Source organism: Parvibaculum sp. (assembly GCF_040882025.1).
In the GTDB taxonomy this organism is placed as follows: domain Bacteria; phylum Pseudomonadota; class Alphaproteobacteria; order Parvibaculales; family Parvibaculaceae; genus Parvibaculum.
Map to the genome: position 1 here is coordinate 4923 of NZ_JBBECC010000133.1, position 8407 is coordinate 13329.

Genomic DNA, 8407 nt, shown 5'->3' on the forward strand with positions numbered 1-8407 from the left:
CGATTGGCCGGGAACTTAATTCGCCGCCACGCCGATGACAAGGGCCGAGAAAGGCTCATTCCAGCCTACATCAGCACATTGGCCACAAAGATCGAAACCACGCCCAGCGGGGCCACATAACGCAGCGAAAAGCGCCAGAGCGGGAGCCAGCGCCGGCCGCGCGCGCCCAGCGCCTCCTCGACGGTCTCGCGGGTCAGCACCCAGCCGGCGAAAAGCGACATCAAAAATCCGACCGCCGGCATGACGATGTTGGACGTCGTGAAATCGAGCACGTCGAAGACGGTCTTCTTCTCCATGAAGCCCAGAGGTGCGAGCGGGTAGTACTCGGCCCAGAGGTTGAATGACAGAACAGTGCCGATGCCCGCAACCCAGGCCAGCGCGCCAACGATAACCGCCAGGGCCGCTCGCGGCAGGCGGACCCCCTCCTCCACCCATGCCACCACAGGCTCAAGCAGCGAGATCGCGGAGGTAATGGCGGCAACCGACAGGAGCAGGAAGAAGATCGCGCCGATGACGATGCCGCCGCCGATGGTTCCAAAGGCGATGGGCAGGGTGATGAAGGTGAGACCGGGGCCGCTCGACGGTTCAAGCCCGTAGGTAAAGACGAGCGGGAAAATGGCGATGCCCGCGAGCAGCGCCACGACCGTATCGGCCACGGCAATCACGACGGCGGACCGGCCGATGGAAACGTCCTTATCGAGATAGGCGCCATAGGTCATCATCGCGCCAAGCGCCACGCTCACCGAAAAGAACCCCTGCCCGATCGCCGCGAGGATCGTGTCGGGCTTCACTTCCTCAAGCTTGAAGGCAAACATGAACCACATCGCGTCTCCGAAGCCCGGCATGGTCGTCGCATAGACCGCCATGCCCGCAAGGAGGACGAAGAGAAGCGGCATCAGCATGACGACGGCCCGCTCGATGCCGGAGGTCACGCCTGCGGCAACGATGCCGACAGTGATGCCCAGAAAGAGCGTCTGCCAGATCCAGACGCTGTGGCGATCGGACACAAAAGCGGAGAAATGTTCGGCGGCGGCGACATTGGTTTCGCCCGCGAACGCGCCGGTGAGTGCGAGTTCCACATATTTGAGCGCCCATCCGCCGATCACGCTGTAGTAGGAGAGCACGACGAAGGCACCCAGCGTCCCGCCCCAGCCGATCAGCATCCAGATGCGCGCCGCCCGGTGTTCGGCGATCAGCGCCCGCATCGCGTTGATCGGACTTTGCCGGCCCATCCGCCCCAGCATGATTTCCGAGATCAGGATCGGCAGCGCGATTGCCATCGTGGTAATTGCGTAGATGACGATGAAGGCGCCACCGCCATTCTCGCCCGCGAGATAGGGAAAGCGCCAGATATTGCCGAGACCGACCGCGCTGCCGATCGCGGCCATCAGAAAGGCGAAGCGCGACGACCAGTGACGCGGCGCAAACGGTGTGGTCATGCTCGAAAAATCCCCCGCTGGCTCTACGCGGTACCGTCCCCCGACGGGCCGCCCCGAAATTGTCCCGGCACAATACGTAATTCGCCCCCGAATGTCAGGTCCAGCCGGGGTCTCAATACGGGGGTGCAAGCGGCCGGAATCGCCTATAGTCCCTGCCAAATGAGGACGAGGACCGCATGACGACCCATCCGATCAGCACCGCCTATATCGAAGCGAACGGACTCGCCTTCGAGGTCGACATGTGCGGCGACGGAGACAAGTTCGCGCTGCTGCTGCACGGCTTCCCCGAAAGCAAGTATTCGTGGCGGCACCAGATGCCCCTCTTTGCGGCGCTCGGCTACACAGTCTGGGCGCCAAATCTGCGTGGCTATGGCGGCAGTTCCCGGCCGAGGGGCCGCGCCGCCTATGCGATGCCGCATCTCATCGACGATGTCGCCGGCCTGATCGACGCGGCGCGGGCGCGCGGCATTTCAGGCCCGACAACACTCGTTTCGCATGATTGGGGCGGCGTCATCGCCTGGACGTTCGCGCTTGCCGGCACGCGCCCGCTCGAACGCTTCATCGTGATGAACCTGCCGCATCCGGCGTTGATGGCGAAGCGCATCCGGACATGGGCGCAGCTCAAGAAGAGCTGGTACATCTTCTTCTTCCAGATACCCTGGCTGCCGGAAAAGCTGTTACTCGCGCGCGATGCGCATGCCATCGGCGAGGCATTTCGCGGCATGGCGATCGACAAGAGCCGTTTCCCCGAAGAGGTGCTCGACCACTACCGCAAGAACGCGCTCATTCCGGGCGCGATGACGGCGATGATCAACTACTACCGCGCCGGGTTCCGCGGTCCGCAGCCCGAGGTGTGGACCGATCCGCCGATACTCGAAACGCCGACACTGATGATCTGGGGCGAGGAGGATTCGGCGCTCGGCAAGGAGCTGACCTACGGCACGGATGAGCTCGTCAGCGATTTCACGATCCGCTATCTGCCACAGGTGTCCCATTGGGTGCAGCAGGAAGCGCCCGAAACCGTCAATGCGATGATCCGCGCCTGGATCGAGGGCCGGCATGTGCCGCAGGCGGGGCTCGGCGGACGGCTGCTCATCGCCGAAGACTGAACAACCGCCCGCCGCCCTGTCCAAAAGCGGCCGGATCAGGCGCTTTCCGCAAAGACGTCGCGGTTCGTCGCAATCTGGGCCGCCTGCATGCGGCGGAAAGCGCCGTCCTTGCGCGCCATCAGCTCGGCATGGCTGCCCTGCTCCACGATCCGTCCGTCGTCGAACACCAGAATCCGGTCCATCCGGCGGATGGTCGAGAAGCGGTGTGCGATGACGAGCGTCGTTCGGCCTTCCATCAGCCGTTCGATCGCCTGCTGGATATGCGCCTCCGTTTCGGAATCGAGGCTCGACGTTGCCTCGTCGAGAACGAGGATCGGCGCATCGGCAAGAAAGGCCCGCGCAATCGCGATACGCTGACGCTCGCCGCCAGAGAGCTTCACGCCGCGCTCGCCGACCAGCGTGTCGTAGCCCTGCGGCAAGCGCTCGATGAACGCATCCGCATGCGCGAGACGCGCGGCCTCCTCGATCTCGGCACGGCTCGCGCCGGGCTTCGCGTAGCCGATGTTTTCGCCGATCGAGCGATGGAACAGCACCGGCTCCTGCGGCACCAGCGCGATCGCCCGGCGCAGGCTTTCACGCGTGAAGCCGGCAATGTCCTGTCCGTCGATCAGGATGCGGCCGGCATCGGCCTCATAGAGCCGCTGCAGCAGCTTGACGAAGGTCGACTTGCCGCTGCCCGAGCGGCCGACCAGCGCGACCCGCTCGCCCGGTTCGATGTCGAGCGACATGCCGCGATAGAAAGCGCCATTGCCGTTCGGATAGCGGAAATCCACCTTGTCGAAGCGGATGGCGCCGCCCTCGACGCGAAGGGCAGGCAGGCCCTCGTCGTCATGATCTTCCGGCGCGGTATCGGCATAGCGGATCACATCCTCGATCTCGTTGATGCCGCGCTGCAGGTTCTGCATATGGAAGCCGATATCGCGCAGATAGCCGTTGATGAGCAGATAGCTCGTCATGGCATAGGCGATGTCGCCCGGCGTCGCCTCACCGCGTGTCCAGAAGAGGATGACAAGACCGATCAGGCCCGCCTGCAACGCGATCAGGATGCCGACCTGGGCAAGCATCGAAATGTCCATCGCCCGCCAGGCGCGCACGGCCTTGCCCGCCCAGTCCACCGTGAGCGCGAACAAGCGGGCGTCCTCACGCGTTTCCGCACCGAATGACTTGACCACCGGATTGCAGGTGACGGCATCGGCAATGGCGCCGCCCATCACGCTGTCGGCGGCGACGTTGAGCCGGTTTCGCGGCGCGACATAGTGTTTCATCAGCACGATGGTGAGGGCGAAATAGAGGACGATGCCCACGAGCACATAGAGGCCGACAAGCGGCCAGTGGAAGGCAAGACTGATGACGACGCCGATCAGCACGCAGCCGGTGGGGAAGAAGCCGACATAGATCGTGTCGGCCAGCGTGTCGTAGGCCCACATGCCGCGCGTGATGCGCCTGACCGTGGCGCCCGCAAAGCTGTTCGAGTGCCATTCCGCTGTGTAGCGCTGCACGCGGTGGAACGCCTCGGTGACGAGGTCGCGCATGACGCGCACGGCAAAGCCCGCCCAGACGAGCATCGAGGCGCGGCGGGCGAGGTGAAAGCCGACGCCCTGCCCGACAAAGAGCAGCAGCGCGAAGACGGCGAGATCGACATCTTCGGCCGCGGGCGGAAACCCGGCTTGCGCGACCGCATCGACGAGCCTGCCCGAGACGATCGGGAAGGCGACGTCGAAGAGGACGGAGAGAAGCATCAACAGAATGAGGGCCGCGCCCGTGAAGGGATAGCGGCGCCAATAGCCCCACAGGAACGCGGCCGTCCGGCGCGCGGTGATTTGATCGTTCATCTGTTTCGACCGCCCGGACGAAGCCTGCAGCGGTATCCCTGAAAAAATCTGGAAAAAGGCGCAAAGCGCCGCATCCGGTTGCGAGAAGAACCGGGACCATCGGAAGATGCCGCGAGGCGGTGCGCGCGGCATCGCTCGGCGAAAGGACTTCGGATGGAAAAATGCCCGGCGGATTACCCGGGCGCGGCGATCAGATCAACAGCGGTCCGGGAAAAGATGCGGATATGAAGGCATTGCTACGATTTGCATTCCGCACTCCCTGTTCGTTCGACATTGGACCAATGGATCGGCAGGCATGGCGGACGACTCACAATCCACCAGCCGGATGTCGATTTCTTACACCCGTTCCACCCGAAATAAAACATCCGTCGTGCAAAGACGATATTTATCGATCCGGAAATTGCGCCCGGTGTGGCAAAACGCTCACGCTTTTTGCGCCGCATCGCAGAAGAGAGCAAGCCGACAGGCGTCGCCGTCTATCATGTTACGGCCATATTTGACCCTCAATCTGCGGGTGTTCAACCTGCCGGAGCGCTGCCCATGTCCCGCCTGATTGCCATTCTCGTCGGCCTCTTCCTGCTGCTGGTCGCGGTTGCGATCGTCGTGCCGATGCTGATCCCGATGGACACCTACAAGACGCGGATCGCCGAGACGGTGAAAGGCCAGACCGGCCGCGATATCCGGATCGATGGCGATATCGGCCTCTCGTTCTTCCCCAATATCGCGGTTTCGATCGAGGATGTCGGCTTCGCCAACGCGAGCTGGGCCACGGAGCGCGAAATGGCCGCGATGAAGGAAATGCGCGCGACGCTGAAGCTGATGCCGCTTTTCCGGGGCGCCGTCGAGATCGACAGCTTCGAGCTTGTCGATCCCGTCATCCGCCTCGAGGTCCGGCGCGACGGAACGCCCAACTGGCAATTCGAAACCGCGGGCGCAGCGCCTGCCGCGCCGGCGCCCGAGGGCGGCGAGCCCTCCGGCGGCATGGCGGCGCGCGAAGTCAGTCTCGGCGATATCTCGATCCGGAACGGCAGCGCCAGCTATATCAACGCGCAAACCGGCGCCCGCTATGCCGCCGAAGAAGTGAATGTGAACCTCGCTCTTCCGGGGCTCGACCAGCCTTTCGTGGCCGACGGCTCGCTGGCCTGGAACGGCGATACGATCGAAGTCGATCTCAAGGCCGACCGGCCGCGCGCCTTCACCGAGGGCGGCGAGACGCCCGTCGCACTGACGATTTCCGCGCCCAGGCTCAAGGCATCCTATGGCGGCACGCTGAAGGCACTGGACGGTCTCGCCTTTGCGGGCGATGTCGACCTCGCGGTGCCGTCGGTGCGGGATCTGGCCGCCTGGGCCGGCAGTCCGATGCCGAAGGGTGAGGGCTTCGGTCCGCTTGCGATCAAGGGCAAGGCCAGCGGCAGCGGCGACACTTACCGCTTTTCAGACGCGCAGATCGGTTTCGACGGCATGAACGCGACCGGCGCGCTCTCGCTCAGGACCGGCGGTACACGGCCCTACGTCAAGGGCGACCTCGCCGTCGACCGTATCGACGTCAACGCCTATCTGGCCGACGAAGGCGCCGCCTCGACCGGCAGCAGCGGCGGCGATGCGGGCGATCCCGGCTGGAGCGCCGACCCGATCGACCTTCAGGGCCTCAAGGCCATCGATGCGGATTTTGCCTTCTCGACGGGCCAGATTCTCTTCCGGCAAATCGAGATCGGCGAGAGCGCGCTCAATCTCAAGCTCGCCGGCGGCGTCCTGACCGCGACGCTCGACAAGCTCGATCTCTACGAAGGATCGGGTTCGGGGGCGCTGACGCTCAACGGCTCGGGCGCAACGCCGAAGCTCAATGCACGCTTCAAACTCGCGGGCGTTGCCGCCGAGCCGCTGCTGACCGAAGCGACGGGGTTCAGCCGGCTGCAGGGCGGCACCGCGCTCACCTTTTCGGTCGCCACCGCCGGCCGCAGCCAGCGCGACATGGTGGCCGCATTGGGCGGCAATGGCGAAGTCCGGTTCACCGACGGCAAGATCAAGGGGATCAATCTCGCGCAACTCACGCGGACCGTACTCAGCGCCGCGACCAGCGGCTGGCAGTCGGGCGGCACGCAGGATACGGATTTCTCGGAGCTGGGCGGCACCTTCACCATCGACAAGGGCGTGCTCAGCAACAACGATCTGAAGCTGCTCTCGCCGCTCATCCGCGTGTCGGGCGCCGGCACGGCCAATATCCTTCAAAAAACGCTCAACTATCGCGTCGAGCCGAAGCTTGCCGCCTCGCTGGAAGGCCAGGGCGGCGCCACCGACGTGAAGGGCATCGAGGTGCCGATCCTCGTCACCGGCCCGTGGTCGAAGCCGCGTTTCGCGCCGGACCTCAAATCCATGATCCAGAACCGCGAGAACATCGAGGAGACGATCAAGTCGATCAAGGAGGATAAGGGCAAGGGTCTGATCGACAGCCTGATGGGCAAGCAGCCGGCATCCGGCGACGGGACAGATGCCGCGCCCGAAGGCGGCGAAGCCGAGCCGGAGGCGAAGCCCAGCCCCGAGGATGCGTTGAAACAGCTCTTCGGGCGCTGATCTACTCAAACTTTTTTGAAATCGTCGAGAGACGCATATTCCTTGACGCCGTCGACGCGATACATGCGGCGGCCGAGGCGCGGATAAGTGCAGACGTCGATGGGGGATCGCGTGCCGCCCATCAGATAGACCAGGTCTTCGGCGGCATCGTCCGGCACCCGCATCGAATGGGCCGGCGAATTTTTCGGGAAGGCCATGAAGTCGCCGGGCCCGACATCGAAACATTCCTCACCGATCATCGCCTGGGCGCGGCCGGAGAGGATGTAGAGAAACTCCTCGTCCTGGCCGTGGAAATGATGCTCCGTCGTTTCCCGGCCGGGCTCGACCCTGACCAGATGAACGCCGAGATCGGCGAGACCCAGCAGATCGCCCAGCGAGCGCGTATGGCGGATCGCATTGGGATTGAACTGGTGGGTATGGACCCTTTCGGGGAGGTCGGCGATCTGCGCCGCGCTGAAACGGCAGCCAGCGCCGCCCCGGTTTTTCGATGTCACCCGTTCTCTCCTTTTCGCGGTTTCCGGCGGCTTTGACCTCGGATTTTGTGCCTTTCGCCTGTCCCGTCTAAACTGACCCGGGCTGATTCGTCGGGGACCGGGCGGCATTTTCATGATCCAACACGCCTTGTCGGTACTGGTAAAGTTCTTCATCGGCGCGGTGGCGGTCGGGGCGCTTCTCAACGCCTTCGACATCACCGCCGAACAGGTGCTGCGCGATGTCGGCTTCACGCCCGATGCGATCCTCGCCTTTGTGCGCGACGGGTTCGGCTGGGCGCTTCCTCATTTCCTGCTGGGCGCCATGGTTCTCGTTCCGATCTGGCTGATCATCTTTCTGCTGAAGCCGCCGAGTTTCAGGGGCTGATGGCGCCAGTTGCGCGATGGCGCAAGCTATGTAGAGTCCCCGTGGTTAACGGCGGATAGAGGGCAAGGTCCCGCCGCCGGACAGGGGTATAAACTGGGAGGACATCCATGAAAAAGACCATCTTCGCGGCAGCTCTTGCCGCAGCGGCCGTCGCGTTCGCGGCACCCGCCACCGCCGATGTCGGCGCCGGGCTCGTCGGCAACACCGTCACGCTGACATTCGCAGACGGCTCGCAGTCGAAGATTTTCTATCCCGATGCGTCGAGCATCGTCGTGAAGGCGCCCGACGGCTCGGAAGCGCAAGGCTCGTGGCACGTCTCCGACAACAAGATCTGCACCAAGGTCGGCGAGGCGGCAGAAAACTGCACCGATCCGGTCGAGGAAGCTCCGGCGGTCGGCAGCTCGGGTGTCATTCCCGGCGAGCAGGGCGAAGTGAAGTGGGCCGTGTCGGAAGGCAAGGGCTTCTGAAGCCTGTTTCGCCTGTTCCCGGCCCCGCATAACCCCTAAAGTCGCGTCATCAGAATCAGCGATGTCGGGGGAGATGGCGATGGGACGGTTATCGGGAAAACGCGCAATCGTGACGGGCGCTGGCAGCGGCA

General features: G+C 64.1%; 7 protein-coding genes. 4 read left to right on the plus strand and 3 right to left on the minus strand.

The window, feature by feature from the left end; genetic code table 11:
• Positions 1–65: 65 nt before the first annotated feature.
• On the minus strand, positions 66–1439 hold the full coding sequence (locus tag WEB61_RS09670) for a sodium-dependent transporter (protein ID WP_368064131.1): 1374 nt from the start codon (positions 1437–1439) through the stop codon (positions 66–68).
• A gap of 176 nt (positions 1440–1615) precedes the next feature.
• On the opposite strand from WEB61_RS09670, the gene WEB61_RS09675 reads away from it, so the two are divergent.
• Entirely contained in the window at positions 1616–2548 is a 933-nt protein-coding gene (locus tag WEB61_RS09675) for an alpha/beta fold hydrolase (RefSeq protein ID WP_368064132.1), read from the plus strand.
• 35 nt (positions 2549–2583) lie between these two features.
• Here WEB61_RS09675 and WEB61_RS09680 read toward each other — a convergent pair whose 3' ends face one another.
• Positions 2584–4380 (minus strand): ABC transporter ATP-binding protein, encoded by a 1797-nt coding sequence (locus WEB61_RS09680; protein WP_368064133.1) that lies wholly within the window; start codon positions 4378–4380, stop codon positions 2584–2586.
• 540 nt (positions 4381–4920) lie between these two features.
• Between WEB61_RS09680 and WEB61_RS09685 the strand changes: the two genes are divergently transcribed.
• Positions 4921–6951, plus strand: coding sequence for an AsmA family protein (locus tag WEB61_RS09685; RefSeq protein ID WP_368064134.1), 2031 nt, complete (start codon positions 4921–4923; stop codon positions 6949–6951).
• Positions 6952–6956: 5 nt separating this feature from the next.
• On the opposite strand, the gene WEB61_RS09690 is transcribed toward WEB61_RS09685, so the two are convergent.
• Entirely contained in the window at positions 6957–7445 is a 489-nt protein-coding gene (locus WEB61_RS09690; protein WP_368064135.1) for a cupin domain-containing protein, read from the minus strand.
• A 112-nt stretch (positions 7446–7557) separates the two neighbouring features.
• Here WEB61_RS09690 and WEB61_RS09695 point away from each other — a divergent pair, with 112 nt between their 5' ends.
• Entirely contained in the window at positions 7558–7809 is a 252-nt protein-coding gene (locus WEB61_RS09695) for a DUF6460 domain-containing protein (RefSeq protein ID WP_368064136.1), read from the plus strand.
• A 107-nt stretch (positions 7810–7916) separates the two neighbouring features.
• Positions 7917–8276 (plus strand): hypothetical protein, encoded by a 360-nt coding sequence (locus WEB61_RS09700; protein WP_368064137.1) that lies wholly within the window; start codon positions 7917–7919, stop codon positions 8274–8276.
• Positions 8277–8407 lie beyond the last annotated feature (131 nt).

Coding starts and splice junctions, on each gene's coding strand:
- WEB61_RS09670 (WP_368064131.1), bottom strand. CDS start 1,439: ATGACCACACCGTTTGCGCCGCGTCACTGGTCGTCGCGCTTCGCCTTT.
- WEB61_RS09685 (WP_368064134.1), top strand. CDS start 4,921: ATGTCCCGCCTGATTGCCATTCTCGTCGGCCTCTTCCTGCTGCTGGTC.
- WEB61_RS09695 (WP_368064136.1), top strand. CDS start 7,558: ATGATCCAACACGCCTTGTCGGTACTGGTAAAGTTCTTCATCGGCGCG.
- WEB61_RS09680 (WP_368064133.1), bottom strand. CDS start 4,380: ATGAACGATCAAATCACCGCGCGCCGGACGGCCGCGTTCCTGTGGGGC.
- WEB61_RS09700 (WP_368064137.1), top strand. CDS start 7,917: ATGAAAAAGACCATCTTCGCGGCAGCTCTTGCCGCAGCGGCCGTCGCG.
- WEB61_RS09675 (WP_368064132.1), top strand. CDS start 1,616: ATGACGACCCATCCGATCAGCACCGCCTATATCGAAGCGAACGGACTC.